Raw genomic sequence first — 25573 nt, 5'->3', positions numbered from 1 at the left:
GAGGCGACTGGACGCACGTGCAGGCGGTGCGCCGAGGACGACGGTGCCCGCCGCAGCACGAGCTGCGACGGGCACCAGGGGGGGGGAGACGGGTCCGTTGGTCAGGCGGTGGTCTCGTCGATGTCGACGGTCCGGTCGAGGGAGATCATGGGGACCGACGCGGTGATGACGGAGCCGTCCGCCCGCAGGGTGCCCTGGATGTCGCTCGTCGTCGGAGCGTGCCCGGTCATCCTCGGACCGTGGTGCGGCAGCGGTACGACCGTCGGCGCACCCGGCGTGATGTCCCACTGCTGGTTGTGCACCCACGCCGTGAAGCCCTCGCCGGTCTCGACCGTGAAGGTCATCGCCTCCTCTTCCAGGTCGATCCGGATGCGTGATCCGTGGACCTGGATGCGGTAGGTCAGCCGCTCCCAGTCCATCGGCAGCCGCGGGTTGAAGGTCATCCGCCCGCCGTGGTCGCGCATGCCGCCGAAGCCGTTGACCAGCGCACCCCAGATGCCGCCCGTCGACGCGATGTGCACGCCGTCCGAGGTGTTGCCGTGCAGGTCGGCGAGGTCGACGTAGAGCGCCGTCAGGAAGTACTGCGCCGCCAGGTCGTGGTAGCCGACCTCCGCAGCCATGATCGACTGCACCACCGCGGAGAGCGTCGAGTCACCGGTGGTGAGCGCGTCGTAGTAGTCGAAGTCACGGCGCTTCTCGGCCGCCGTGAACTCGTGGCCCTGCAGGAACAGCGCGAGCACGACGTCGGCCTGCTTGAGCACCTGGAACCGGTAGATGACCAGCGGGTGGTAGTGCAGCAGCAGCGGCCGCTTGGAGTCCGGGGTGTTCTCGAGGTCCCAGAGCTCCTTGTCGAGGAACTGGGCGTCCTGCGGGTGGATGCCGCGGTGCGGGTCGAAGGGGATCTCCATCGACTCGGCTGCGTGCTCCCACTCGGTCAGCTCGTCGTCGACCAGCCCGGTGCGCCGGACCATGCGGCCGTACTCCTCCGGGTCGTCGACCGCGAGCTCGCGGCAGGCGTTCACGGCGAACCACAGGTTCGCCCGCGCCATGACGTTCGTGTACAGGTTGTCGTCGACGACGGTCGTGTACTCGTCGGGTCCGGTGACGCCGTCGATGTGGAACTTCTTGTCGCCGTTCGACCGCCAGAAGCCCAGGTCGGACCACAGACGGGCGGTCTCGACCAGGATGTCGATCGCCCCACGCTTCAGGAACTCGGTGTCACCGGAGGCCCGCACGTACTGCATGAGCGCATGGGCGATGTCCGCGTCGATGTGGTACTGCGCCGTGCCGGCGGCGTAGTACGCGCTGGACTCCTCGCCGTTGATCGTCCGCCACGGGAAGAGCGCTCCGCGCTGGTTCAGCTCACGGGCACGGGACCGGGCCGCGTCGAGCATGTTGTAGCGGAAGCGCAACGCGTTCCGGGCGACGATCGGCGCCGTGTACGACAGGAACGGCAGGACGTAGATCTCCATGTCCCAGAAGTAGTGGCCGCCGTAGCCGGAGCCCGTGACGCCCTTCGCCGCGATGCCGTGCCCGTCCGTGCGGGCCGTCGCCTGCGCGAGCATGAACAGGTTCCACCGGACCGCCTGCTGGATCGCCGGCTGGCCCGGGATCTCGACGTCGCTGCGCGTCCAGTAGTCGTCCATCCACGCGCGCTGCTTCGCGAAGGTCTCGTCCACCGTCTCGGCGTGTGCCCGGTCGAGCGTGCGGTCACAACGGTCCGCGAGCTCTCGAGCCGGCACCCCACGCGAGGTGTGGTAGACCATGTGCTTCACGAGCCGGATCGGCACCCCGGCACGTGCCTGCACCCGGTAGACGTGCTTTGCGAGGTCGTCGTCGATCGACGAGGCCTCGTCCCAGCTGTTCTCGGTTTCCAGGTGGTGTTCCACGCCGACGCAGATCGTCATGCCGGAGCTCACCGCCTGGTAGCCGAGCAGGGACCGGCCGCCGGTACCGCGCTTGAGCTTCGGCTCGAGGACGCGCTCGTGGAACGCCTCGGCCTTGCGCGGGTCGAAGGCGTTCGCCGCCGCCCGCATGCCGGCGTGGTACTCGTCCTGCACGTCCTGCCGGTTGAGGATCTGGCTCGAGAGCAGGATCGAGGCGTCGCCGTCGAGCACGGTGACCTCGTAGTCGATGACCGCGAGGTGCCGGTCGGTGAAGGACACCAGTCGGCGCGAGCGGATGAGCACGCGCTTGCCGGACGGGGTCGACCACTCGGTCTCGCGGTAGAGGTACCCGCCGCGGAACTCGAGGCGCCGGGTGTGCCGGAGGATGTCGGCCTCGGCCAGGACGAGCGGCTCGTCGTCGACGTAGAGCCGGATGACCTTGGCATCCGGCGCGTTGATGATCGTCTGTCCGGTCTTCGCGAAGCCGAAGGCGTCCTCGGCGTGCCGGATCGGCCACGTCTCGTGGAACCCGTTGATGTACGTGCCGTACTGCACGCCGCCGCGGCCCTCGTCGAGGTTGCCGCGCAGGCCGAGGTAGCCGTTGCCGACCGCGAAGTTCGTCTCCGCGACGCCCTGCTCGTCCGGGGTGTACTCGGTCTCGACGAGCGCCCACTCGTCGACCGGGTAGCGGACGCGGTCGAGGGGATCAGACGTGATGGGGTTCATGCAGTGTGCTCCGTGGGAGGGAGTTCGGGGTCTGGACGAGGGCCGCGGTCAGCGCGGGAGCTGGTCGACGAGCTCGGCGAGGTCGCGCACGACGACATCGGCCCCGTGCTCGCGCAGTGCGTCGGCACCGGCACCGCGGTCGACGCCGACGACGAGGCCGAAGGCACCGTTCCGACCGGCTTCGACACCGCTCGTGGCGTCCTCGACCACGACGCACTCCGCCGGGGCCAGCCCGAAGCGGCCGGCGGCGTCGAGGTAGGTGTCCGGCGCGGGCTTGCCGGTCAGGCCGTCCTGGCGTGCGACCAGGCCGTCGACCACGACGGGGAAGTGGTCGAGGATCCCGGCGGTCCGGAGCACCGCGGTGGCGTTCGCCGAGCTCGAGACGACGGCGACCCGCATGCCGGCGGCGATCGCGGCGACGAGGAACCGGAGCGAACCCGGGTACGGCTCGACGCCGTGCTCGGTCAGCTCCGCGGTGAACTCGGCGTTCTTCCGGTTGCCGAGCGCACAGACGGTGTCGCTGCCCGGGGCGTCGTCCGGCGTCCCCTGCGGCAGGTCGATGCCCCGCGACTCGAGCAGGGAGCGGACGCCGTCGTACCGGGGCTTGCCGTCGATGTGGTCGAAGTAGTCCTGCTGGCTGTACGGCCGGGCGCCGTGCGCCACCAGGAACGGGGTGAACAGCCGGCTCCAGGCGCGCATGTGCACGTCCGCGGTGGGGGTGAGGACACCGTCCAGGTCGAACAGGAGCGCCCGCGTGTCGGCGAGTCGCGCTGGTGAGCGCCGGTCCGGCGTCGTCATGGGCATCCTCCGTGGACTGGTGGGGTGGTGGGTCCGGTGCGGACCACGGGAGTCGTGCTCGGTCGTTCCAGGCGAGTCTAGGACCGCTCCAGCGCCGGCGCTCAGGCTCGCCGGAGTGCTGTGGAGAGAGTTCACGTCAGTCGTCGTCCGTGCAGGAGCCAGCACCGGACCGCGCGCCGCGTGCAGCGGATGATCCGAGAATCCTGGGAGCCGTCGGTCGTGACGCTGGGCCGGACGGAAGGCACCACCATGACCAGCGACACCAGCGCTCCCGCGCAGAGCGGCTCGAAGCTCAAGCAGGCGATCACCGGCCCGCTCCTGTTCCTCTTCATCCTCGGCGACGTGCTCGGCGCCGGCATCTACGCCCTGATGGGCACCCTGTCGAAGGACGTCGGCGGTGCGCTCTGGGCGCCGCTGGTCCTCGCGTTGCTCCTGGCGCTGCTGACCGCGGGCTCCTACGCCGAGCTCGTCACGAAGTACCCGAAGGCGGGTGGCGCCGCGGTGTTCGCCGAACGGGCGTACAAGACGCCGATCGTGTCGTTCCTCGTCGGCTTCAGCATGCTCGCCGCCGGTGTCACGAGCGCCGCCGGCCTGTCCCTGGCGTTCGCCGGCGACTACCTCGGCACGTTCGTCGACCTGCCGCCGGTGCCGACCGCCATCGTGTTCCTCGCGCTCATCGCGTGCCTGAATGCGCGCGGCATCTCCGACTCGCTCAAGAGCAACGTCGTCATGACGATCATCGAGGTCTCCGGCCTGGTCATCGTCATCGTCGTGGTCGCGGTGATGCTCGGTGGCGGGGGCGGCGACGTCTCCCGCGTCGGCGCGTTCCCGGCCGACGCGAACCCCGCGCTGGCGACCCTCAGCGCCGCGATCGTCGCCTACTACTCGTTCGTCGGCTTCGAGACCTCGGCGAACGTCGCCGAGGAGGTCCGCGAGCCCCGCCGCGTCTACCCCCGCGCATTGTTCGGCGCCCTCGCCACGGCAGGCGTCGTCTACGTGCTCGTCGCGCTCGCGAGCTCGATCGCCCTGCCCGCCTCGGAGCTCTCCGAGTCGAGCGGTCCGCTCCTCGCCGTGGTCTCGGCCACGGGCGTCCCGATCCCGGACTGGGTGTTCAGCATCATCGCCCTCGTCGCGGTGGCGAACGGCGCGCTCCTCACCATGATCATGTCGAGCCGCGTGACCTACGGCATGGCCGAGCAGCGGCTCCTGCCCGCCGTCCTCGCCAAGGTCCTGCCGAACCGGAAGACCCCGTGGGTCGCCATCATCGCGACGACCGTCGTCGCGATGGTCCTGACGCTCGTCGGCGACGTCGGCACGCTCGCCGAGACCGTCGTGCTCCTGCTGCTCTTCGTGTTCATCAGCACGAACGTCGCCGTCCTGGTGCTGCGCAAGGACAGGGTCGAGCACGACCACTTCCGTGTGTGGACGTGGGTGCCGGTGCTCGGCGTCGCATCCTGCATCCTGCTGCTCACGCAGCAGAGCGGGCAGGTCTGGCTGTACGCCGCCCTGCTCCTCGCCGTGGGCGTGGTGCTGTACTTCATCGCCCGGGCGACGGGCCGCCGGAGCGGCCGCGACCACGAGGCGGGCCGCATCCACTGACGGGCTCGGACCACGTGACGGACGGGAGGCTCGGTGCCAGCTGGCACCGAGCCTCCCGTCCGTCGTCTGGTCACGTCAGCCCAGGGTGCGCACCCAGTCCTCGATCGCCGCGCTGATCTGCGCCCGCGCGTCCTCGCGCGGGATCGTCGCCGTGCGGTCGCCGGGCTGGTCGCCGTAGGCGCCGAAGTCGGCGTGGTTGGCGCCCTCGACCTCGGTCACGGTCGCTGTGGACGGCAGGAGGTGCCGGGCGGCGGCGACCTTCTCCGGGGTGGAGAGGCCGTCGCGGGAACCGGAGACGCTGAGGACGCGGATGGACGAGCGGGCGATGTCGTCCGCGCAGTAGCTGCCGAGGAGCAGCAGGCCGTCGGCGTCCTGCGCGAGCTGGCACGCCCGGACGCCGCCGAGCGAGTGGCCGCCGACCGCCCAGGTGGTGACCTGCGGGGCATGCCCCTCGAAGGTCGACAGTGGTCGGGTGTCGAAGAAGGCGAGGTTGAGCGTCGGCTTCGTGATGACGACCGTCGTGCCGGACGCGACCACCTGCCGGAAGGTCGCCAGGTACGCGTACGGGTCGACCTTCGCGCCGGGGATGAAGACGATCCCTTCTCCGTCGGCGGTGCCGGTCGGGGTCATCACGACGCTGTCAACGGCGTCGCGGACGGCCACGCGGTCGTCACGCCAGACCTGCAGCGCGGCGCTGCGGGTGCCCTGCATGACGGTGTTGGCGTACACCAGGAACACCACGGCGAGCAGCACCACGACGGTGACGGTCCAGGCGGTCCAGCGCAGGGCGCGGTTCACGGGCGGTCCTCCCGTCGTTCGACCCCGGCGAGGTCGCGGCGCATCACGGTCTCGTGCCGACCCGGCGCAGCTCGATCGTCACGGCTCGACGCTACCGCCGCCGTGCCTCCGGGGCGTCGCGCCGATCGCAGGTCCTCCGCCGGCCATCGATGGAGCAGACGTCGTCGAGTGGTTCGCCGGCACCCGACTGTTCCTGCTCCATCGACAGCGCAGGGGCCGGCCCGGCCGGTCCGCGACGGTCGCGGCTCAGCGGGTCAGTCGTCGGTGTCGACCGTGCTCGTGACGACCTTCCCGCTGCCGGCGTCGATGCGGACGCTGTGCTTCGTGCCGGAGCCGTCGACGACGTCACCCTCCCAGACGACCTTGCCCGCGTGGTCGTCGAGGCCGAGCTCGGTGACGGTCCCCGCGACCGTGTCGGTGAGCGCCGAGGCGGCATCGGTGACCGAGAGGTCCGCGGCCCCGACGAAGCGCTCGTTCTCCGCGGCGTCGTCGGCGTCCGCCGGCTCCTTCGTCGGACCAGCGGTCGTGCGCTTCCCGTCGGCGTCGACGTGCACCTCCTGCTCGGTGCCGTCGGAGCTGACGACGACGACCTCCCACGAGCTGCCGCCGGCCTCCTGCTCGATCGAGGTCACGGTGCCGGAGCCGACGGCGTCGCGAGCGGTCGCGGCGGCGGCCTCGAGTGCGTCGTTCGACGCCGCGGCAGTGGTCGCGGCACCCGTGCTCGCCGACACCGAGGGCACCGGTGCTGCGGGACCCGCGGCGTCGTCCCGATCGTCGTCGTCCGTCGCGCACCCGGCGAGCGCCAGGGCCCCGACCAGCGGGAGCGCGGCGAGCAGTGCGGTACGGCGGGCGGTGGTCTTCATCGTGGTGGTGTGCATGCACCCACCATGTGGACCGGGCGCTGAAGCAGACCTGAAGCGACCTGGGGCGACACCGGGACGGCGCGTGCCCCGGTCAGTCCTGCTGGAGGGGCAGCCGGACGGTGAACCGCGCTCCCCCGCCGGGCGCTGCCGACACGGCGACGTCCCCGCCGTGCGCCCGCACGACGGCGTCGACGATCGCGAGCCCGAGGCCCGAACCGCCGGCGTCTCGAGCACGCCCCTCGTCGAGCCGGACGAACCGCTCGAACACGCGGGACCGGTCGGACTCCGGGATCCCGTGCCCGTCGTCGTCCACCGTGAGGACGGCGCTGTCGCCGGTGGCTCCGAGGCCGAGGACGACCAACTGCTCGGCGTGCCGGACGGCGTTGTCGACGAGGTTCCGCACCACCCGCGCGAGCAGCCGGTCGTCGCCGCGCACGCGTGCCGGTGCGACCCCGGACACGTCGATCCGCACGGTCGGACCGTGCGCGGACCGTGCGCGCGATGCCTCGGCGAACACGAGGTCGTCGAGGTCCACCGCACGGTCACGGTCCCGACCACGTTCGTCGACCCGGGTGAGCAGGAGCAGCGACTCGACGAGGTCCTGCAGACGGGCACCCTCGTCGAGGACGACGTCGGCGAGTTCGGCGGTGCCGGTGGCCTCCGGGTGCGCGCGGGCGACCTCGGCGTGCTGCCGGATCGTCGCCAGCGGCGAGCGGAGTTCGTGCGAGGCGTCCGAGACGAACTGCCGCTGTGCCTGCTGCGACGCCTCGAGGCGCCCGAGCATCCGGTTCATCGTCGCGGCGAGCCGGTCGACCTCGTCCCCGGAGCCGGGTTCGGCGACGCGTGCGTCCAGGTTCGCGCCCTCGATGTCGTCGACCTCGCGGCGCATCCGGTCGACCGGTCGGAGCGCCCGACCGACGACGGACCACGTCACGAGCGACATGAGCGCCACGACGACCGGGACAGCGACGACGAGCAGCACGGTGGTGGTGCGGACGGCCGCGTCGGTGTCCTCGAGCGGCGCGCCGACGACGAGGACGGCGTCACCGCCCGCGGGCAGGTCGACGTCGTCGGTGACGAGGAGCCAGCGTTCGCCGTCGTGCCGGTAGCCGTCGTCCGCGTCGGCGTCGAGGGGCTGGTCCGGGCCGTCCTCGCTCCGGGCCAGCACCCGACCGTCGGCGTCCTGCAGCTGGGCGAGGACGTCGTCGTCCTCGGCGCGGACCGCGGCGGCACCGTCGGTCTCGACGCGGGCGGCGAGGCCGTCGAGGGTCTGCTCGGCTGCCGACCGCACACCGTCCGTCAGCGACCCGCGCAGCACGGCGACGAAGGCGACCGCCCCGATCACCAGGGCGAGGAGGACGACGAGCGCCGCGCCTCCCGTCGCACGGGCGCGGATCGACGCGGGCCGGCGCGACCGCCCCGGTCCGCGCTCAACCACCGTCGGCGTCGAGGCGGTACCCGGCCCCGCGGACGGTCTCGATCGCTGTCCGGCCGAACGGCCGGTCGACCTTCCTGCGGAGGTGTCCGACGTACACCTCGACGATGTTCGGGTCCCCCGCGAAGTCGTCGTCCCAGACGTTCGCGATGACCTCGCGCTTGCCGAGCACCTGCCCGGGGTGCCGCATCAGGTACTCGAGGACCGCGAACTCCCGGCTCGTCAGGTCGAGCAGGACCTCGCCCCGCCAGACGCGTCGCTCCGCCGGGTCCAGCCGCAGGTCCCCCGCCTGGAGGACCGTGGGGCGTTCGCGGGACCCCCTCCGGACGAGCGCACGGAGACGGGCCACCAGCACCGGGAACGAGAACGGCTTCGTCACGTAGTCGTCGGCTCCGGCGTCGAGGGCGTCGACCTGGTCCCACTCACCGTCCTTGGCCGTGAGCATGAGCACCGGGGTCCAGTCCTGCTCGGCACGCAGCGTCTCGCAGACCTTCCAACCGCTCAGGCCGGGCATCATCAGGTCGAGCACGATCGCGTCGTACGTGTGTTCGCGGGCGTACCAGAGCCCGTCGACGCCGTCGTGGGCGACGTCGACCGCGAACCCCTCGGCCTGCAGCCCGGTGCGGATGCCGTCGGCGAGCCGGACCTCGTCGTCGACCACCAGCACCCGCATCGTCCGAGCATGGCGTGGCGTCCTGAAGCGGCGCTGAAGCCGGCGGTCAGCCCGTCGGGTCGAACCGGTACCCCATGCCCGACTCGGTCACGAGGAACCGCGGGTGCGACGGCTCGGGCTCGAGCTTCCGCCGCAGCTGCGCCATGTACAGGCGCAGGTACCCGGAGTCGTTGCCGTGCGTCGGACCCCACACCTCGGTCAGGAGCATCTCGCGGGTCATCAGCCGGCCCGGGTTCGTCACGAGGACCTCGAGCAACCGCCACTCGGTCGGGGTGAGCCGGATCGCAGGGCCCGACGGCGGGGTCACCTGCTTCGCGACGAGGTCCACCACGAGGTCGCCGATCGTCACCGTCGGCGTCGCACCCGCGGTCGCCGCCGCCGTCGCCTGCCGCCGGGCGAGCGCCCGCAGCCGGGCGAGCAGCTCGTCCATCTGGAACGGCTTCGTCACGTAGTCGTCGGCGCCGGCGTCGAGGGCGTCGACCTTGTCCGACGAGTCGGTCCGCCCGGAGAGCACGAGCACCGGCACCTGCGACCAGGCGCGGATGCCCTCGAGCACCCCGATGCCGTCGAGGCGCGGCATGCCGAGGTCGAGCATGACGATGTCCGGCCGCTCGGTGATCACGGCGTCGATCGCGGCGCGGCCGTCACGGGCGGTGACGACCTCGTACCCGCGGGCGGCGAGCGTGACGGACAGCGCGCGGACGAGCTGCGCGTCGTCGTCGGCGATGAGGACCTTGGTGCTCACTTGACATCCACTTCCAGGTGTCCGGCGATCGGCAGCCGCACGACGACGGTGAGTCCGCCGCCGGGGGTGTCGTCGACCTCGATCGTGCCGCCCATGCCCTCGGTGAAGCCGCGTGCGAGCGCGAGCCCCAGCCCGAGGCCGGTCTCGTTGTCGGTGTCGCCGAGCCGTTGGAAGGGCTGGAACACCTGGTCTCGCCGGTCCTCGGGGATGCCGGGTCCGCGGTCGGCGACGCGGAGTTCGACCCCGCCGCCGAAGGCGCTCGCCGCGACGCGGACGCGTGTGCCCTCCGGGGCGTAGCGGGACGCGTTCGCGAGCAGGTTCACGACGACGCGCTGCAGCAACACGGGGTCGGCGAGGACGGGCGGCAGCTCGGCGGGCAGGTCGAGGTCGACGTCGTCCGGACCGAGTTCGAGTTCGTCGAGTGCGGGGGCGACCACCGTCTCGAGCGCGGTGGGCACGGGGGTGACGGCGAGCACCCCGGCCTGCACGCGGCTCACGTCGAGCAGGTCGGCCAACAGCACCGCCAGTTGACTGAGGCTCTCGTCGGCGGTGGCGAGCAGCGCCTCCCGGTCGACCGTCGACAACTGGATGTCGGCGGCCCGCAGCGTCTGCACGGCGGCGGACGCCGCGGCGATCGGTCGGCGCACGTCGTGGCCGACCGCCGCGAGGATCGCGCTCCGCACCCGGTCCGCCGCTGCGATCCGCTCCGCGTCGACCGCGGTGCGGCTGAGCCGGCGGTGCTCCACCGCCGCGTCGAGCTGCTGCTCGACGACGCGCAGCAGTCGGCGCTGGGTCGGGTCGTCGGGTGCGCCCGCGAACTCGAGGACGGCGCCGGACGGGAGGCTCGTGGTCGCGTCCGCACCGTCGGCGAAGGTCCCGGACGTGGCCGGGACCTCGTCGCCCTGCCGGATCCGCACGCCGCTGAAGCCGAACGCCTCGCGGGTACGGTCGAGCAGCGCCTGCAGGGCGTCGTCGCCGCGGAGGACGCTGCCGGCGATCCCGACGAGGAGCCCCGACTCGGCCGCCGCCCGTCGTGCAGCACGGCTGCGACGGGCGGACCGGTCGACCACGAAACTGACCAGGACGGCGCTGATCACGTACATCACGAGCGCCACCAGGTGCCACGGCTGCTGGACGGTGACCATGTAGAGGGGTTGCACGAAGAAGTAGTCGAGGCTCAGCCCGGACAGCACCGCGGTGAACACCGCCGGCCACATCCCGCCGGTGAGCGCGACCACGAGCACGAGCAGCTGGTACGCCAGGACGTCGACCGTGATCGAGTCCGGGTCGCTGCCGAACGACAGCGCCCAGGTGAGCAGTGGGCCGAGGATCAGCGAGACCGCGAACGCCGCCGCGATCCGGCCGCGCGACAGGCTCCCACCGAGCTTCGGCAGCGCGAACCCGCCGCCGGCTCGCTCGTGGGTGACGACGTGCACGTCTATGTCACCCGACTCGCGCACGACCGTGTTGCCGATGCCCGGACCGGTCAGCGCCGCCGCGAGCCGGCTGCGGCGGCTCACGCCGATCACGATCTGGGTCGCGTCGACCGACTTCGCGAACCGCACGAGCGTCGACGGCACGTCGTCGCCGACGACCTGGTGGTACGTGCCACCGAGTTGTTCGAGCAGGGTGCGCTGCTTGCCGAGCGCCCCTGGGTGCCGCTCGCGGAGCCCGTCGTTCGTCGTGACGTGCACGGCGGCGAGCTCCCCGCCGGCGCTCCGGGCGGCGATGCGGGCGCCCCGTCGCAGGAGCGTCTCGCCCTCGGGGCCGCCGGTGAGTGCGACGAGGACGCGCTCGCGGGTCTCCCAGCGGTGGTCGATGCCGTGCTCGGCGCGGTAGGCCTTGAGTGCGTCGTCGACCTCGTCGGCGAGCCAGAGCAGCGCGATCTCGCGCAGGGCGGTGAGGTTGCCGAGCCGGAAGTAGTTCGAGAGCGCGGCGTCGATGCGCGCGGCCGGGTAGACCAGCCCGTCCGAGAGCCGTTCGCGCAGGGACGCCGGGGACAGGTCGACGACCTCGATCTGGTCGGCGGCGCGGACCACGGCATCGGGGACGGTCTCGCGCTGCACCGTGCCGGTGATCTCGCGGACGACGTCGCCGAGGGACTGCATGTGCTGGATGTTCACCGTCGAGATGACGCTGATGCCGGCGGCCAGCAGCACCTCGACGTCCTGCCAGCGCTTCTCGTTCGGGCTGCCGGGGGCGTTCGTGTGCGCGAGCTCGTCGACGAGGGCGACGTCGGGGGCGCGGGCCACCACGGCGTCGAGGTCCATGTCGTCGAGTGCGACACCACGGTGCTCGACGACCCGGCGCGGGATGACCTCGAGCCCGTCGACGAGCGCGGCGGTGGCGGCACGCTCGTGCGTCTCGACGACGGCGACGACCACGTCCCGGCCCTCGGCACGCAGCCGGTGCCCCTCTTCGAGCATCGTGTACGTCTTGCCGACACCGGGGGCGGCGCCGAGCAGCACCCGGAGTTTCCCGCGCTTCACGTGCTCATCCTCTCGCTGTTCGGGTTGGTGGTGGTCGATCGCGCCCTGGATCGGACGTCGCGCCCCGGTGTGACTGGGCGCGACGTCCGTTCGGGGGCGCGATCCGCGGGCCGGGCCGGCGTCAGCGCGCCTTCGCCAGCGCCAGGTTCAGCTCGAGCACGTTGACGACCGGCTCGCCGAGGAACCCGAGCTGCCGCGACTCGGTGTGCTGCTCGACGAGCGCCCGTACCGTCGACTCCGACATGCCCCGGGCGTCGGCCACCCGGGACACCTGCTGCAGCGCGTACTCCGGGCTGATGTGCGGGTCGAGGCCCGAGCCCGAGGCGGTGACCGCGTCGGCGGGGACGTCCGACGCGGGCACCCCGTCGGCCTTCGCCACGGCCTCGCGGCGCTCCTCGATGCTCTGCAGCAGGTCGGGGTTGTTCGGGCCGAGGTTCGAGCCGGACGAGGCGTTCGCGTCGTAGCCGTCCTCGCCCGCGGCGCTCGGCCGCGACTGGAACCATCGATCGGCGTCGTCAGCGGCGAAGGACTGCCCGATCAGGGACGAGCCGACCGCGTTGCCGGACGAGTCGGTGACCATCGAGCCGTTCGCCTGGTCGTGGAACGCGGCCTGGCCGACGCCCCACACCGCGAGCGGGTAGGCGACGCCGAGGACGACGGTCGACAGGAGGGTGAGGCGCACGGCCACACCGGTGGAGCGGAGGAAGGAGCGAGAGGAGGAAGCCATGGTCTAGAACCCCGGGATGAGACCGACCACGAGGTCGATCAACTTGATGCCGATGAAGGGGACGACCACGCCGCCGAGTCCGTAGACCAGGAGGTTGCGGCCGAGGACGGACGACGCCGAGGCCGCCCGGTAGCGCACGCCCCGCAGGGAGAGCGGGATGAGCGCCACGATGACGAGGGCGTTGAACACGACGGCCGACAGGATCGCCGACGACGGGCTGTGCAGACCCATCACGTTGAGTGCCCCGAGGCCCGGGAACGCCGCCTGGAACATCGCGGGGATGATCGCGAAGTACTTGGCGATGTCGTTGGCGATCGAGAAGGTCGTCAGCGCGCCGCGGGTGATGAGCAGCTGCTTGCCGATCCGGACGACGTCGATGAGCTTCGTCGGGTCGGAGTCGAGGTCGACCATGTTGCCGGCCTCCTTCGCCGCGGTCGTCCCGGTGTTCATCGCGACGCCGACGTCGGCCTGCGCGAGCGCGGGGGCGTCGTTCGTGCCGTCACCGGTCATCGCGACGAGGTTCCCGCCCTCCTGCTCCCGCTTGATGAGGGCGAGCTTGTCCTCCGGCGTCGCCTCGGCCAGGAAGTCGTCGACCCCGGCCTCGGCGGCGATCGCGGCGGCGGTGCGCGGGTTGTCACCGGTGATCATCACCGTGCGGATGCCCATGCTCCGCAGTTCGGCGAACCGGGCGGCCATGCCGTCCTTCACGACGTCCTTGAGGTGCACGACCCCGAGCAGGGTGACGACCCCGCCGGCGTCGCGACGTCCGACGACGAGCGGTGTCCCGCCCTGGTCGGAGATCTCCGCGACCGTGGCGTCGATCGCGGAGACGGTCCCGACCTCCGCGGCACCCGCCCAGGCGAGGACCGCGGCGGCGGCGCCCTTGCGGACCGAGGAACCGTCGACGAGGTCGACGCCCGACATGCGGGTCTGTGCGGTGAACGGCACCTCGACGGCGCCGGTCGGCAGTCCGGTGGTGACCCCCGCGGCCACCGCCAGCTCCACGATGGAACGCCCCTCCGGCGTGCCGTCGGCGGCGCTCGAGAGCGCGGCCGCCGCCATGAGCTCCGACTCGGTCACGCCGGGCACGGGCACCACGCGGGACGCCCGCCGGTTGCCGTACGTGATGGTGCCCGTCTTGTCGAGGAGCAGCGTCGTGATGTCACCCGCCGCCTCGACCGCACGTCCGGACATCGCGAGCACGTTGTGCTGCACGAGCCGGTCCATGCCGGCGATGCCGATCGCCGAGAGCAGCGCGCCGATGGTGGTCGGGATGAGGCAGACGAGCAGTGCGATGAGCACCGGCACGCTGACCGTCGCGCCGACGAGCCCGGCGATGGGCTGCATCGTCAGGCAGACGATCACGAACACGATCGACAGCGACGCGAGCAGGATGTTCAGCGCGATCTCGTTCGGCGTCTTCTGGCGCGCGGCCCCCTCGACCAGGCGGATCATCCGGTCGATGAACGTCTCGCCCGGGGTCGAGGTGATGCGTACCACGATCCGGTCGGACAGCACCCGGGTCCCGCCCGTGACGGCGCTGCGGTCGCCGCCGGACTCCCGGATGACGGGTGCGGACTCGCCGGTGACGGCGGACTCGTCGACGCTCGCGATGCCCTCGACCACGTCGCCGTCGCCGGGGATCACCTCGCCGGCGACGACGACCACGACGTCCCCCTTCGCCAGGTCGACCGAGGCGATCTCCTCGGTGTCGTTGGTCAGGGCTGCGGGGTCGGCCGCGTCCCACCGGAGCACCCGGCGGGCGCTGGTGGTCGACCGCGTCTTCCGGAGGGTGTCGGCCTGCGCCTTGCCACGGCCCTCGGCGACGGCTTCGGCCAGGTTGGCGAAGACCACCGTGAGCCAGAGCCAGACCGCGATGGCGGCGGTGAAGACCGACGGCTCGACGAAGGCGGTCACCGTGGTGAGCGCGGCGCCCACCTCGACGATGAACATGACGGGGTTCCGCCACATGAGCCGCGGATCGAGCTTGCGGAGTGCGCCCGGGAGGCCCGCCGCCAGTTGACGGGGCCCGAAGGCGGACGAGCGGGTGACCGGCCGGGAGGCGCTGGTCGCCTCCGCCGCACCGGCTGCGGTGGACGAGGGGGTCGGGCTGGACATGGGTTCGGCTTTCATCGGGAGAGGGCCTCGGCCAGCGGACCGAGGGCGAGGACCGGGAAGTAGGTGAGGGCGGTGACGATCACGGCGACGGCTCCGAGCAGGCCGACGAACAGCGGCCGGTTCGTGGGCAGGGTGCCGACGGTCGCGGGCACCTTGTCCTGCGCCGCGAGCGACCCGGCGAGCGCCAGGACGAGGGCGATCGGGATGAACCGGCCGAGCAGCATCACGACGCCGAGCGCCGAGTTCATCCACGTGGTGTTCGCGGTGAGACCGGCGAACGCCGAACCGTTGTTGTTCGCACCCGAGGTGAAGGCGTAGAGCAGTTCGGACAGGCCGTGGTTGCCCGGGTTGAAGATGCTCGTGCCGAGGACCTGCTCCCGGACGCCCGGGATCACCAGGGACAGTCCGGTACCGAGCAGCACCAGGGTCGGCGTGACGAGGATGTACAGCGCGGCGAAGGTCATCTCGCGGGCACGGATCTTCTTGCCGAGGTACTCCGGCGTGCGCCCGACGAGCAGGCCGCCGATGAACACCGTGATGACCGCCAGCACGAGCATGCCGTACAGGCCGGAGCCGACACCGCCCGGTGTGACCTCGCCGAGCATCATGTTGACGAGCGCCATCATGCCGCCGACGGGGGTGAAGCTGTCGTGCATGGCGTTCACCGCGCCGGTGGACGTCGAGGTCGTGGCGGTCGCGAAGAGCGTCGATCCGAGGATGCCGAAGCGCGCCTCCTTGCCCTCCGTCGCCGCACCGGCCGCCTGGGTGGCGCTGCCGCCGCCCGCGGTCTCCGCGATCGACATGACCGAGAGGGACACCAGGAAGATCGTGCCCATCACGGCGAGGATCGCGTACCCCTGGCGGGTGTCCCCGACGAGACGGCCGAACGTGCGGGGCAGCGAGAACGGGATAACGAGGAGCAGGAACATCTCGACGAGGTTCGTCCACGCCTGCGGGTTCTCGAACGGGTGGGCCGAGTTCGCGTTGAAGTAGCCGCCACCGTTCGTGCCGAGCTCCTTGATGGCCTCCTGCGACGCGACGAACCCGTCGGGGACGTGCTGCGTCCCCCCGACCAGCGTCGTGACGTCGGTGCCGGTCCCCCAGGACTGCACGACGCCGCCGGCGACCAGGACGACCGCGAAGACGAACGCCCCGGGCAGCAGCAGACGACCGGTGCCGCGGACGACGTCGACCCAGACGTTGCCGAGCGTGCCGGACCTCCGGCGTGCGAAGCCGCGCACCAGGGCGACGGCGACCGCGAGACCGACCGCGGCGGACAGGAAGTTCTGGACCGCCAGACCCGCCATCTGCACCGTGTAGCCGACGGTGGCCTCGGGCGAGTAGGACTGCCAGTTCGTGTTCGCGACGAACGACGCCGCGGTGTTGAAGGCGAGGGCCGGTCCGACGTTCGGCAGGCCGAGGTCACCCGGCAGCACGACCTGGATCCGCTGCAGCAGGTAGACGAGCAGGAGCCCGACGGCGCTGAAGAGCAGCACGCCGCGCAGGTACGCGGGCCAGGACTGCTCGGCGTCCGGGTCGACGCCGATCACCCGGTAGACGACACGCTCGACACGGGCGTGCTTCGTCGGCGTGTAGACGCGCGCCATCCAGTCGCCGAGCGGGCGGTGCGCGACGACGAGGAGCAGGACGAGCGTGGCGACCTGGGCGATGCCGGCCCAGGTGTCACCAGCGCTCATCAGAACCGCTCCGGGTGCACGAGCGCCCACACGAGGTAGACGACCGCGGCGATGCCGAGGACGGCGGCGGCGATGGTGACGACGATCACAGTCGCTCCACCCCCTTGGCGATGAGTGCCACCACGCCGAACACGGCGAGGACACCGGCGACGACGAAGACGTCGAACACGAAGGACTCCAGGGATTGCTGCGGGGCCGACGCCGGGCGGCGCGGACCGCACCACGTGTGGTGCGGAACCGATGCTGGTTCCGGTTCCGTGCCTCCAGGCCGGTCCTCACGGAATCCTGACGCCCTCCTGACGAACGCGTGCACCGCCCTAACGCACCGCGGCACGCTCCAGCCGGTCCGCCGAACGCCGCACCGCCGCACGGAGCTCGTCCGGTCCCTCGACGACGAACGGCACCGTCAGTGCGGCGACCACGCCGGCGAGGCCGTCCCACGACCACGACCCGAGCGTCAGCCGTCGGCGGTCGTCATCGTCATCGAGTGGCTCGAGCACGGCGTCCTCGGCCAGGTACGGCGCCACCCGCGCGGCGTCCCGCACCGCCAGCAGGACGCTGCCCCGGCACGGCCACACGTCCTCGCGCTCGGCCCCCTTGAAGCGCGCCGAGACGAAGGCCGCCGCGTCTCCCCCAGGCACGGCACGCGGGGCGAAGGCGAGCCGCGTCGGCATCCGCGGCGTCATCCGGTCGACGCGGTAGGTGCGCCACTCGTCGTGCTCGGGGTCCCACGCGAGCAGGTACCACCGGCCGTGCCGGGCGACGACCGCGTGCGGCTCGACCCGGTGCGGGCTGTCCTGCTCCCCGTACGCAAAGCGCAGGAACTCGTGGCGGTGCACGGCCTCGCTGACGGCGACGAGCACGTCCGGGTCGACCCGCGGCCCCGTCGGCCCGACCACGGCACCCACCAGGTCGACCCGGTGCCGCAGCCGCTCGGGCATCACCTGTCGGACCGTCGCGAGGGCACGCACCGCGGACTCGGCGATGTCGGCACCGGACGCCGGGGCCACGGCGAGCGCCAGGGCGATCGCCACCGCCTGGTCGTCGTCGAACAGCAGCGGGGGCAGGTCGGATCCCGCTGCCAGTCGGTAGCCGCCGGCCGGACCCCGCACGGAGTCGATCCGGTAGCCGAGCTCGCGGAGCCGGTCGACGTCGCGACGGAGCGTCCGCGGGCTCATCGTCAGGCGCTCCGCGAGCTCGTCGCCCGTCCACTCGCGGTGCACCTGCAGCAGCGAGAGCAGGGCGAGCATGCGCGACGACGGTCCGGCCATGGGATCCATCTTCGTCGGAGAACCGGTCACGATCTGACCGCAATGCTCGAGACGCTGTGCCCATGAGCATCGAGACCACGACCCACATCAACTTCGACGGCCAGGCCCGCGAGGCCCTCGACTTCTACGCCGCTGCCTTCGGCGGCACCGTCACGGCGGCGACCTACGGACAGATGGGCGCCTCGCAGGACCCGGACTGGGCGGATCGCATCGTCTTCGGGCAGGTGACCACCGACGCCGGCTTCCGGATCATGGCGTTCGACGTCTGGCCCGACCAGCCGTACGACCAGGGCGCCAACGCGTTCTACGTGTTCGTCCACGGAGACGACGCGGCCGAGGTCGAGCGGTACTGGGCAGCCCTGTCCGAGGGGGCGGAGGTCCGGCAGCCGCTCGCGCCGTCGCCGTGGGCACCGCTCGCCGGGCAGCTCCGCGACCGGTTCGGCGTCGTGTGGCAGCTCGACGTGGCGCCGGCCGAGGGCTGAGCCCGAGCACCGTGCCACGTGACCGTCGCGTCGCGTCGCGTCGCGTCGTGTCGTGTCGTGTGGCACGTCGGTGGAGCAGAAGACGTCGGGTCGCGTCCGCGTACTCGACGTCTTCTGCACCACCGATCTCGCGGTGGACGGCGGCCCGACCGCTGGACGGCGCACCGATCGCGCGCCGGACGGCAGCCCGAGAGGCGACGGACGTCAGGCCACCGTCCACGTGCTGACGGTCACGGCAGCGGTCACCGAAGCGGGCGCGAACGTCCGGTCCGGATCGACGTGGTGGTGGCTCGGCCCCATGTGCACCACGTCGTGCACGTCCTCCGCCGACAGGTCCATCGTCCAGGTCAGGTCGTCGGACCGCCGCTGCACGAACGTCGGCTCGAGCGACTCCCGCAGCCGTCGCTCCTTCTCCGGGTCCACCGCGATCGTCGCCTCCGCGAGCTCCGCCAGGTGGCCGGTCCGCGGCGTCACGACGACGAGCATCCCGCCCGGGTGCAGCACCCGCGCGTACTCCCGCCGGTTGCGCGGGGCGAAGACGTCGAGCACGACCGCAACCGCATCACCGACGACCGGGAGGCGCTCGGTCACGTCCCCGACGACCGCTCCCGCCCGCGCGTGCACGCGTGCCGCCCGTCGGATCGCGACGGGCGACAGGTCCAGTGCGACCCCAGTGCGGTCGTCGGCCGCCTCGAGCACGTGCGCCAGGTAGGTGCCGGGGCCGGACCCGACGTCGAGCACGACGCCTGGTGCGGTCGCGCCGGCGACCACCTCGGCGAGCGCCCGTTCGACCGGCGCGTAGTGTCCGCGGCCGAAGAACCGGATCCGGGCGTCGACCATGTCCGGGGTGTCCGCGGTGAGGGCCCGACGCTTCGCGGGCAGCAGCGTCAGGTGGCCCTGCTTCGCCTCGTCGAACCGGTGTCCGGAGGCGCAGCCGACCGGTCCGCCGTCGACGCGGGCGAGGGGCTCGGCGCAGACGGGGCAGGCGAGCACGGGGAGCAGGTCGTCGCGCACCGCCCCAGCGTACGGGCGTCGGTAGCCTGGCCGGATGTCGCTCGAGCAGCTCTTCGGTCTGGACGGACGCCGCGCCCTCGTCACCGGGGGCAGCTCCGGCATCGGCCGGGCGATCGCGCTCGCCCTCGCGGACGCCGGCGCCCACGTGCTGGTCGCCGCACGGACACGGCACGCGATCGACGAGACCGTCGCGACGATCACCACCGGCGGCGGGTCCGCCACGGGGGTCGTCGCCGACCTGTCCACCCGAGCGGGAGCCCACGCGCTCGCGGACGCCGTCGGCGAGGTGGACGTCCTCGTCAACTCGGCGGGCATCAACCTGCGGCCGCCGATGCCGGACCTCGACGAGGACACGTGGGACGCGACGATGGCCGTCAACCTCGACGCACCGTTCGTGCTGGGGCAGCGGCTCGCACCCGGCATGGCCGCGCGGGGCCACGGCCGGATCATCGGCATCAGCTCGCAGCAGGCGCACCGCCCCTTCGCCGCGAGCGGCGCGTACGGGGTGTCGAAGGCCGGCCTGGAGGCACTGGCCCGGTCCCAGGCAGAGGCCTGGTCGGGCAGCGGGGTCACCTCCAACGTCCTGGTGCCGGGCTTCGTGCAGACCGCCCTGAACGAGCGGCTGTCCGCCGACCCCGAGCGGGTCGCAGCGCTCGCGGCACGGACGCTCGTCGGTCGCAACGGTGCGGCGTCGGACTTCGCCGCTGCGGCGGTGTTCCTCGCCGGGCCCGGTGCTGCCTACGTCACGGGCCAGTCGATCGCGGTCGACGGCGGCTTCTCGGTGCACTGACCTCCACGCGGCGGGCCGACGGCAGGAGCCGAGGTGTCCTCGGTACCGTCGGGTCATGGCCGTCATCCACCGCGCAGAACTCCGACCGTCCAAGGCCGAGGCCCTCGCCGTCTGGCTGCCCGCGCAGCCGTGGAGCGGGCTCACCGCCGGCATGCCGGTCGACATCGTCACCCGCTTCCGGTTCGACGACCCGGAGGGCGAGGTCGGCGTCGAGGTGATCATCGTGCGGACGCCCGACGGCCGGCTCCTGCACACCCCGCTGACGTACCGGGGCGCTCCGCTCGACGGAGCCGGTGGCTCCCTGGTGTGCGAGATGCACCACTCGGTGCTCGGGCACCGGTGGGTGTACGACGCCGTCGCGGACCCGGTGTACGCCGACGTCCTGCGCCGCGCGATCGCCACCGGCGGCCACGAGGCCGAGCTCGAGCGAGCCGACGGCTCCGGGCGGCTCGACAAGGAGGGGACGGCGGCGGGTAGCGGATCGGCTCCGGACTCCCCCACGGTGACCGCGGTCGAGCCGCGGACGGACGGCGCCGAGACCACGGTGCGGACGGACCACGGCGACCTCGTCGTGCTGCGGGTGGTCGGACTGCCGGTGCCGGCGGGCGAGACGCTCACGGCATCGTGGGGCGACCACCACGCGGTCGTCGCGGTGCTCCCCGCCTGACGTGAGCGCCTGGCCTGAGCGCCCGACCTGAGGGCCGACGTCAGCCCCTGGCCGCTCGACGCGACGGGCACCGGCAGGGCCTCTCTGCGCACGGCGACCGCTGGCAGGATCGACCGTGTGAAGACACTGGAGTTGCCACAGACCGACCTCACCGCATCCGACGTCGTCGTCGGGCTCATGCGGATCAACGACATGAGCGACGAGGACATCCGCGCGCTCTACTCGGCGTCGCGCCACGCGGGCGTCACGATGTTCGACCACGCTGCGGTCTACGGCGGCTGGCACGGGTGCGAGGCGCGGTTCGGCGAGGCGGTGACCCTGTCGCCGTCGGAGCGCGCCGAGGTCCAGCTGCAGACCAAGGTCGGCATCCGGCCGACGCCGAACGGGGCCTACTTCGACTTCTCGTACGAGCACATCCTCGAGTCCGTGCACGAGTCCCTCGAGGCGCTGCAGACCGACTACGTGGACGTGCTGCTCCTGCACCGCCCCGACGCGCTCGTCGAGCCCGAGGAGGTCGCGAAGGCGTTCGACGAGCTGCACGCCGCCGGCAAGGTGCACCACTTCGGCGTCTCGAACCACACCCCCGGTCAGGTGGAGCTGCTGCAGCAGTCCGTCCGGCAGCCGCTCGCGTTCAACCAGGTGCAGCTGAGCATCACGCACGCGAACGTCATCACGCAGGGCCTCACGGCGAACATGGCCGGTCTCGACCAGTCGATCGACCGGGACAACGACATCCTCAACCACGCTCGCCTGAACGGCGTGACGCTGCAGGCCTGGTCGCCCTTCCAGAAGGGCTTCTTCGACGGCGTCTTCCTGGGCGACCGTGAGCAGTACGCCGAGCTGAACGACGTCCTCGAGGAGCTGGCCTCGGCGCACGGCGTCACGCCGACGGGCATCGCAGTCGCGTGGATCACCCGACACCCCGCGCACTTCCAGGTCGTCCTCGGTACGACGAACCCCCAGCGCGTCCGGGACTCGGCCGCCGGCTCGGACGTCGAGCTCTCGCGCGAGGAGTGGTACCGCGTCCTGACCGCGGCGGGGCACACCGTCCCCTGAGGGGCCGCCCGGTCGTCGGCGGTCAGTCGTCGGCGACCGGGGCGCTCGGCACGTGGACGTCGACGGGCGACACCCGTGTCGGGTCCGCCGATGCGCCACCGACCACGTCGAACGAGATGCCGAGCTCGGCGGCGGTCTCCTCGTCGAGCTCGAGCCCGTCCTCGCTGACCTGGTCCTCGGGGATTGCGCGACCCTTCGACGGGTCGAACGCGTTCGCAAACGACATGCGCCCGAGCATGCCGCGCCCGCTTGGCAATCAGCGGTGAGCGGGCGCGGCGGCCATCAGACCGTCAGGACCCCGTCAGAGGTCGTCGGGGTGCAGCCGGTCGCCCACCTGCGGACGACGGAAGACCGGGCCGCCGCCCGCCTCGTCCTCGTCCTCGTGGGAGACCGGCGAGGTGCCCGGGTCGACCGAGTCGGGGCCGACGTCGGCCCCGCGGTCCTCCTCGACCTCGATCTCGGTCTCGTCGCTCCCGTCCACGGGGACGTCGGCGCCGGGCTGCTGGGGATCGAACGGTGTGCTCATCGACATGCCCCGAGCGTGCTCCCGCCGGGTGAACGCCGGGTCAACGCTGTCCGTCCGCCGCGACGAGCTCGAGCTGCGTGAGCGGCACGGCCGTGTCCGCGGTGAAGGTGAACGTGTCGCCCCGACCGAGGAACCGGAACACCCGCGTCTGCCCCGGGTGCTCGAACACGGCGTCCCGGACCACGGTCTCGGTGTCCCCGAGCGTCGTCCGCCACGAGTACGACCCCGGCCGCGCGACCGTCACCGTCACCAGGGCCGCCTCGGCGCCCGGTGCGGGCAGCGTCACGGTCGCACCGGGCGACAGTTCCGTCACGGTCCGTCCGGTGTCGTCGGTGAGCGGCGAGACCCCCACCGGCAGCAGGTCGACGGGGACGTCCCGGTACCCGTGCACGTCCGACGCCGAGACCGGGCGGGTCGCCGACGCCCAGCCGGTCGGCTCCTCGGACAGCGTGAACTCGATGCGGGACGCCCGGACGACCACCTCGTGCGGGATGCTGATCGACGTCCAGGGCGACCCGTCCACCGTCACCGACGCGAGGTGGGCTCCGGACGAACCGGCGGCGACCTCGAGGACGGTCTCCGTGCCTCCCGGCTGTGCCAGCACCGTCCGGCGGACCGACGGCGGCACGAGCACGTAGGTGCCCGTCGACGGCGCCAACGGGTACAGCCCGATCGTCGCGAACACGTACCACGCGCTCATCTCGCCGTTGTCCTCGTCGCCGGGGTAGCCCTGGCCGAGGTCGGACCCGACGAACAACCGCTCGAGGCACGCGCGCACGATGCGGTGCGCGTCGTCGTGGCGTCCGGTGAACATCGGGAAGAACGGGATGTGGTGCGCCGGCTGGTTCGAGAGCCCGAGCATGCCCATCCGGACGTCACGCGCCTCGGTCATCTCGTGGATCGCGAAGCCGTACGAGCCGGAACGCACGGTCGCGCCCGTCTCGGGCGTCGCGAAGAGCGCGTCGAGCGCCGCGTCGAAGCGGGCCGGGCCGCCGTGCAGGTCGACGACGCCCGCGCCGTCGTGCGGCGCGGTGAACGCGGTCCCCCACGCATTGGTCTCGGTGTAGTCGTCGCCCCAGTCGCGCGGGTCGAACTCGGTGCCGACCCGCCACGAGCCGTCCGGATCGCGGCCGATGAAGAAGCCGCGCTCGGCGTCGAAGACGTTGCGGTACTGCAGGGACCGCCGGGCGAACCACTCCGCCTCGGCCTCGTACCGGCCGAGCTCGTCGGCCGTCGTCGCGCACGACGCGAGCAGGCCCGCCATCACGGCGATCCCCCAGTCGTTGATGGCCGCGTCCAGGGTCCAGCTCATCCCCTCGGAGGTCGCCGTGTCGACGTGGCCGCGGAAGGCGCCCGGGAGGCTCCCCTTGCGTCCGACCCGCTCGTCGCGTGGCGGGACGGTCGCGTTCCGCACCGCGCTCCGGTAGGCCTCGGTCAGGTCGAAGCCGGTCACGCCCTTGACCGCGAGGTCCGCGAAGACGGTGTCGCTCGTGGTGCCGGTCATGACGTCCTCGGCGCCGGGTGCGCTCCACCGCGGCGTCCACCCCCCGTCGTGGTGGTGCGCGACGAACCCCTGGGCGAGCTCGCCCGCCGTCTCCGGGGTGAGGAGTGCGAGGAGCGGCCAGGCCGTCCGGTAGGTGTCCCAGAACCCGTTCGTCGTGGTGAAGGGACCCTCGACGACCTCGGGCCCGGGCTCGTCACGGATCGGATCGGCGAGCACCGACCCGTACGGGGAGCGGTGCCGCGGGACCCCGTCGCGCGCGGTCTCGCCGGCGCGGTTCGGGTACAGGAAGAGCCGGTACAGCCCGGAGTACAGCGCCGTCAGCTGCTCCGGGGTCGCGCCCTCGAACGACAGGGTCGCGAGCTTCGCCGTCCACTGCGCCTCAGCCTCGGCGCACATCGCATCGAAGGACCCGGCCGCGTCGAGGTTCGCGCGGGCGTCCTCGGGCGAGACCGTCGAGATCCCGAGCAGCACGTCGGTGTCGCCGTCGACCTCGATCCACCCCCGGAGCTGCCCGTCCTCCACCGACGTCCGGTCGGCGGTCGCACCCGGCACGCGCAGGTGCACGTGGTGCGGCGGCGTCCCCGGGCGGTCGTCGAGGAGCACGTCCACGACGGCGGTGCCGTCCGCGATCCGGACGGACGCGTCGGCCACGCGCCCGTGGTGGTCGAGCACGATGCTGCGCACCCCGGTGAAGCGGAACCCGAGGGCGAAGGCCCCGGCCGTCATCGTGGCGGTGACGCCCTGGTCGAGGGCGACCCGGTAGCGGTGCGGGCCGTCCTGCTCGTCGTCGTGGTCGAACGCGAGCGCCCGGGCCCGACGGTCGGTGTCGGGGGTGGCGAGCGGAGAGGGCATCACCTGGAACACCCCGCGGTCGCCCATCCACGGCGACGGGATGTGGCTCGTCGCGAAGGCCTGGAGCGCCGGTCGGACGCGGCCGTCGTCGGTGGTGACGACGTGCTCGTGGTACGCGTACGGCCACCGGTTGCTCGACGCGTCGGTCATCGGGAGGCCGAAGACGCCGCCGTGCGGGAGCCCGACGAGCGGGGCGGTGTTGCCGCGGGAGAACCGGGACGACGCCTGGGTGCCGCGGGTCGTGCGGACGCGGCCGAGCGGCGTCTCCGGAGCCGGCCGCGCCCGACCGAGCCGGACGTCGTCGAGCCATCCGCGGAGCGCCGGCCGCGCAGCGTCGCCGGGGGTGGACGGCGTGGCGGAGCCGAGCCGTGCCTCCAGGCGGTCGACCACCCGTCCGGCGGACGGCGTGAGGTCCACCGCGCGTCGGTTCCACTGGTCCACCCACTGCGTGCGGGCCGCTGCCTGCGCCTCCGGCGTCAGCCGGGTGCCGTACTGGTCGGTCGCCGTCCGGTCCGGCGCCGCGTCGCTCAGGCGGGTGCCGTCGGTGAACACGACGTCGAGCGAACAGGCCGTCGCGTCCCAGAAGTGCTCGAGGTCCGCCTCGTCGGGTTCGTCGTGCCCCTCGGGCAGCGTCCGCTCCGGGAACCAGACCCATGACAGCTCGTCACCCGGCGCGATCGTCCGCCCACCGTGGACGGGGACGACCGCCACCGTCTCGTCGGTGTCGGCGGGGCGTTCGAGCAGCCACGCCTCGGCCGAGGTCCACCCGACACCGTTCCGGGCTGCCACCGCCGTCGTCGGACCACCGCTCCGTTGCAGTTCACGCACCGGGCAAGCCTATTTGCTCCATCGTCTCG

The 25573-nt window shown here is 72.4% G+C and carries 22 protein-coding genes; 5 read left to right on the top strand and 17 right to left on the bottom strand.

Annotation, left to right across the window (positions count from 1 at the left end; translation table 11 throughout):
• Window positions 1–101 precede the first annotated feature (101 nt).
• Both DEJ23_RS07440 and DEJ23_RS07435 read right to left on the bottom strand, forming a co-directional pair.
• Window positions 102–2612: a glycoside hydrolase family 65 protein gene (locus tag DEJ23_RS07440; protein ID WP_111239647.1), complete on the bottom strand. Its 2511-nt coding sequence runs from the start codon at window positions 2610–2612 to the stop codon at window positions 102–104.
• A gap of 48 nt (window positions 2613–2660) precedes the next feature.
• A complete protein-coding gene (locus DEJ23_RS07435; RefSeq protein WP_111239646.1) occupies window positions 2661–3410 on the bottom strand; it encodes an HAD family phosphatase in 750 nt (249 codons plus the stop codon).
• A gap of 249 nt (window positions 3411–3659) precedes the next feature.
• On the opposite strand from DEJ23_RS07435, the gene DEJ23_RS07430 reads away from it, so the two are divergent.
• Window positions 3660–5009, top strand: a complete 1350-nt coding sequence (locus DEJ23_RS07430) for an APC family permease (protein ID WP_111239772.1) — start codon at window positions 3660–3662, stop codon at window positions 5007–5009.
• Between the two features lie 75 nt (window positions 5010–5084).
• Here DEJ23_RS07430 and DEJ23_RS07425 read toward each other — a convergent pair whose 3' ends face one another.
• The 11 genes from DEJ23_RS07425 to DEJ23_RS07375 form a co-directional block, all read right to left on the bottom strand.
• Window positions 5085–5807, bottom strand: a complete 723-nt coding sequence (locus tag DEJ23_RS07425) for an alpha/beta hydrolase (RefSeq protein ID WP_181429170.1) — start codon at window positions 5805–5807, stop codon at window positions 5085–5087.
• Between the two features lie 254 nt (window positions 5808–6061).
• Complete coding sequence (locus tag DEJ23_RS07420) at window positions 6062–6685, bottom strand: PepSY domain-containing protein (RefSeq protein WP_111239645.1); 624 nt, start codon at window positions 6683–6685, stop codon at window positions 6062–6064.
• 76 nt (window positions 6686–6761) lie between these two features.
• A complete protein-coding gene (locus DEJ23_RS07415) occupies window positions 6762–8108 on the bottom strand; it encodes a HAMP domain-containing sensor histidine kinase (protein WP_258375333.1) in 1347 nt (448 codons plus the stop codon).
• Window positions 8101–8778 carry a response regulator transcription factor gene (locus DEJ23_RS07410; RefSeq protein WP_111239644.1) on the bottom strand — a complete coding sequence of 226 codons (678 nt, stop codon included), beginning with the start codon at window positions 8776–8778 and terminating at the stop codon, window positions 8101–8103. Before DEJ23_RS07410 ends, DEJ23_RS07415 begins: the two co-directional genes overlap by 8 nt.
• A gap of 46 nt (window positions 8779–8824) precedes the next feature.
• A complete protein-coding gene (locus DEJ23_RS07405) occupies window positions 8825–9523 on the bottom strand; it encodes a response regulator (RefSeq protein ID WP_111239643.1) in 699 nt (232 codons plus the stop codon).
• The gene (locus DEJ23_RS07400; RefSeq protein WP_111239642.1) at window positions 9520–12012 is read right to left on the bottom strand and encodes an ATP-binding protein; all 2493 of its coding nucleotides are present in this window, start codon (window positions 12010–12012) and stop codon (window positions 9520–9522) included. The genes DEJ23_RS07405 and DEJ23_RS07400 overlap by 4 nt, the downstream gene beginning before the upstream one ends.
• 121 nt (window positions 12013–12133) lie before the next feature.
• The gene (gene kdpC, locus DEJ23_RS07395; RefSeq protein ID WP_111239641.1) at window positions 12134–12739 is read right to left on the bottom strand and encodes a potassium-transporting ATPase subunit KdpC; all 606 of its coding nucleotides are present in this window, start codon (window positions 12737–12739) and stop codon (window positions 12134–12136) included.
• Window positions 12740–12742: 3 nt separating this feature from the next.
• The gene (kdpB, locus tag DEJ23_RS07390; protein WP_258375332.1) at window positions 12743–14857 is read right to left on the bottom strand and encodes a potassium-transporting ATPase subunit KdpB; all 2115 of its coding nucleotides are present in this window, start codon (window positions 14855–14857) and stop codon (window positions 12743–12745) included.
• An 11-nt stretch (window positions 14858–14868) separates the two neighbouring features.
• Window positions 14869–16554 carry a potassium-transporting ATPase subunit KdpA gene (gene kdpA / locus DEJ23_RS07385; protein WP_111239639.1) on the bottom strand — a complete coding sequence of 562 codons (1686 nt, stop codon included), beginning with the start codon at window positions 16552–16554 and terminating at the stop codon, window positions 14869–14871.
• Window positions 16554–16643, bottom strand: coding sequence for a potassium-transporting ATPase subunit F (locus DEJ23_RS07380; protein ID WP_111239638.1), 90 nt, complete (start codon window positions 16641–16643; stop codon window positions 16554–16556). Before DEJ23_RS07380 ends, kdpA begins: the two co-directional genes overlap by 1 nt.
• A gap of 228 nt (window positions 16644–16871) precedes the next feature.
• On the bottom strand, window positions 16872–17825 hold the full coding sequence (locus tag DEJ23_RS07375; protein ID WP_111239637.1) for a YafY family protein: 954 nt from the start codon (window positions 17823–17825) through the stop codon (window positions 16872–16874).
• Window positions 17826–17887: 62 nt separating this feature from the next.
• On the opposite strand from DEJ23_RS07375, the gene DEJ23_RS07370 reads away from it, so the two are divergent.
• Window positions 17888–18307, top strand: coding sequence for a VOC family protein (locus tag DEJ23_RS07370; protein ID WP_111239636.1), 420 nt, complete (start codon window positions 17888–17890; stop codon window positions 18305–18307).
• Window positions 18308–18511: 204 nt separating this feature from the next.
• On the opposite strand, the gene DEJ23_RS07365 is transcribed toward DEJ23_RS07370, so the two are convergent.
• Window positions 18512–19321, bottom strand: a complete 810-nt coding sequence (locus DEJ23_RS07365) for a putative RNA methyltransferase (RefSeq protein WP_181429169.1) — start codon at window positions 19319–19321, stop codon at window positions 18512–18514.
• 34 nt (window positions 19322–19355) lie between these two features.
• Between DEJ23_RS07365 and DEJ23_RS07360 the strand changes: the two genes are divergently transcribed.
• The 3 genes from DEJ23_RS07360 (at window position 19356) to DEJ23_RS07350 (ending at window position 21834) form a co-directional block, all read left to right on the top strand.
• The gene (locus DEJ23_RS07360) at window positions 19356–20111 is read left to right on the top strand and encodes an SDR family NAD(P)-dependent oxidoreductase (protein WP_111239634.1); all 756 of its coding nucleotides are present in this window, start codon (window positions 19356–19358) and stop codon (window positions 20109–20111) included.
• Between the two features lie 55 nt (window positions 20112–20166).
• Window positions 20167–20778, top strand: a complete 612-nt coding sequence (locus DEJ23_RS07355; protein WP_111239633.1) for a hypothetical protein — start codon at window positions 20167–20169, stop codon at window positions 20776–20778.
• 117 nt (window positions 20779–20895) lie between these two features.
• Window positions 20896–21834: an aldo/keto reductase family oxidoreductase gene (locus DEJ23_RS07350; protein ID WP_111239632.1), complete on the top strand. Its 939-nt coding sequence runs from the start codon at window positions 20896–20898 to the stop codon at window positions 21832–21834.
• Window positions 21835–21856: 22 nt separating this feature from the next.
• On the opposite strand, the gene DEJ23_RS07345 is transcribed toward DEJ23_RS07350, so the two are convergent.
• From DEJ23_RS07345 to DEJ23_RS07335, 3 genes are all read right to left on the bottom strand, one after another.
• Entirely contained in the window at window positions 21857–22060 is a 204-nt protein-coding gene (locus DEJ23_RS07345) for a hypothetical protein (protein ID WP_146240221.1), read from the bottom strand.
• A gap of 75 nt (window positions 22061–22135) precedes the next feature.
• Window positions 22136–22366, bottom strand: coding sequence for a hypothetical protein (locus DEJ23_RS07340; protein WP_111239630.1), 231 nt, complete (start codon window positions 22364–22366; stop codon window positions 22136–22138).
• Window positions 22367–22400: 34 nt separating this feature from the next.
• Window positions 22401–25544 carry a GH92 family glycosyl hydrolase gene (locus tag DEJ23_RS07335; protein ID WP_258375329.1) on the bottom strand — a complete coding sequence of 1048 codons (3144 nt, stop codon included), beginning with the start codon at window positions 25542–25544 and terminating at the stop codon, window positions 22401–22403.
• Window positions 25545–25573: the final 29 nt, after the last annotated feature.

It is taken from the genome of Curtobacterium sp. MCSS17_008 (genome assembly GCF_003234185.1).
In the GTDB taxonomy this organism is placed as follows: domain Bacteria; phylum Actinomycetota; class Actinomycetes; order Actinomycetales; family Microbacteriaceae; genus Curtobacterium.
The sequence above is the reverse complement of the archived record's forward strand: the minus strand, read 5'-3'. Positions and strand labels throughout refer to the sequence as shown.